Annotated in this window: 2 protein-coding genes; one reads left to right on the plus strand and one right to left on the minus strand. The window is 63.1% G+C overall.

Features of this window, described 5'->3' with window-relative positions; genetic code table 11:
• Positions 1 to 625 (plus strand): branched-chain amino acid ABC transporter substrate-binding protein (locus EN939_RS33060; RefSeq protein ID WP_164751462.1); only part of this gene is annotated, 625 nt, incomplete at its 5' end.
• Positions 626 to 713: 88 nt separating this feature from the next.
• Here the strand turns inward: EN939_RS33060 and EN939_RS33065 are convergent.
• On the minus strand, positions 714 to 1,689 hold a 976-nt coding region (locus EN939_RS33065), incomplete at its 5' end, for a biotin/lipoyl-containing protein (protein ID WP_335930817.1).

Genomic DNA, 1,689 nt, shown 5'->3' on the forward strand with positions numbered 1-1,689 from the left:
GAATGTCGTCGTCCTGCATGACAAGAGCGCCTACGGACAGGGCGTGGCTGACGCCGTCAGGGCAACGATGAATGCCGGCGGCCTCAAGGAGGTCTATTATGACGGCATCAACGCTGGCGAGAAGGACTATTCGGCTCTCGTCACCAAGCTCAAGGATTTGAAAGCCGACGTTGTTTATTTCGGCGGCTACCATCCTGAAGCCGGCCTGATCCTGCGTCAGTCGGCGGAACAGAATCTGAAGTTCCAGCTGATCATGCCGGACTCCATCGCCTCGCCGGAATTCTGGCAGGTTGCCGGCCCGGCCGGCGAGGGCACCATGTTCGTCTTCCCGTCGGATCCGCAGGCAAAGCCGGAAGCCAAGGCAGCCGTCGAGAAGATCAAGGCCGGCGGTTTCGTGCCGGAGGGTTTCACGCTGTTCTCTTACGCCACCATCCAGGCTTTCGCCGAAGGCATCAAGCGTGCCGGCAGCGACGACCCGGCCAAGGTTGCCGAAGCGTTGAAGAACGGTACGCCGATCAGCACCGTTGTCGGTGATGTCACCTTCGACGAGAAGGGCGACCTCAAGAATGCCAGCTACGACATCAACCAGTGGCATGACGGCAAATACGCGCCGATCGCGCAGTAATCGCCACCCTGCGACTGGATGGCATAGAGAAATGGCCGGGTTCATCCCGGCCATTTTTTTGCTTCCCCTGTCGTGGCCTTCCGAACCGTCAGCTCACTGCTGTGGTCGCGGCGTTGTGCTCCTCGACGAACCGCACCAGCACCGTTCCGTCGGTGACCTGTGCGCCCTCTGTGGCGATCTCGGCGATCACGCCGTCATGCGGCGCGGCGATGGTGTGCTCCATCTTCATCGCCTCGAGGATCAGCAGCGGCTGGCCCTTGATCACCGTATCGCCTTTTCCCACGCGCACCAGCTTGACCAATCCCGGCATCGGCGCACGCAGGCTGCCGGTGCTTGCCGCCGCCTCATCGGCCCGTGCCAACGGGTCCGGCACGGCGAAGGTGTAGCCAACGGCGCCTTCGAACACGGTAATATGGCCTGGCCAGCGGGCGAGGCGTGGCGTGGCGCGAAAATCATGCGAATTGGTGTCGCCATAGGGCTTGTCCAGCGCGACCTGGAATCGTCCGTCCGCCCGCACCGAAACCTTCGCCGCGATATCGTCTTCGCCGAACTTCAGCCATGTGCGTCGCGCCACGCTGTGGAAATGGGCATAGCCGACAAGCGACGACCACGGATCGTCGGATGACGGGGTTGCGCCGGCACCGGAGGCCGCAAGAGCGGCGGCAGCAATGGTTTCGTCGCTCGGCGGCGGGACGGTCGCCAAGGTTTCTTGGTGTCTGCCAATCAGGCTGGTGTCGACATCGCCTGCAGCAAAATCCGGATCGGCGGCGAGAGCGGCAAGAAAGGCGGTGTTGACGGTCGAGCCGGCGATCTCGGTCCGGGATAGCGCCGCGCCAAGCGCTTCCAGAGCCCCCTGACGGTCCGTGGCGTGGACGATCAGCTTGGCAATCATCGGGTCGTAATAGGGCGAGATGGCGTCACCCGCCCGCACGCCGGTCTCTATGCGCATTGTGTCGCCTTCGGAGGCTGCGTCTGGAAATTTCAGATGATGCAGCGTGCCGGTCGCCGGCAGGAACCCTTTTGCCGCGTCCTCGGCATAAATGCGCGCCTCGAAGGCATGGCCG

The sequence above is a fragment of the Mesorhizobium sp. M7A.F.Ca.CA.002.05.1.1 genome, from assembly GCF_003998335.1.
GTDB lineage: Bacteria > Pseudomonadota > Alphaproteobacteria > Rhizobiales > Rhizobiaceae > Mesorhizobium.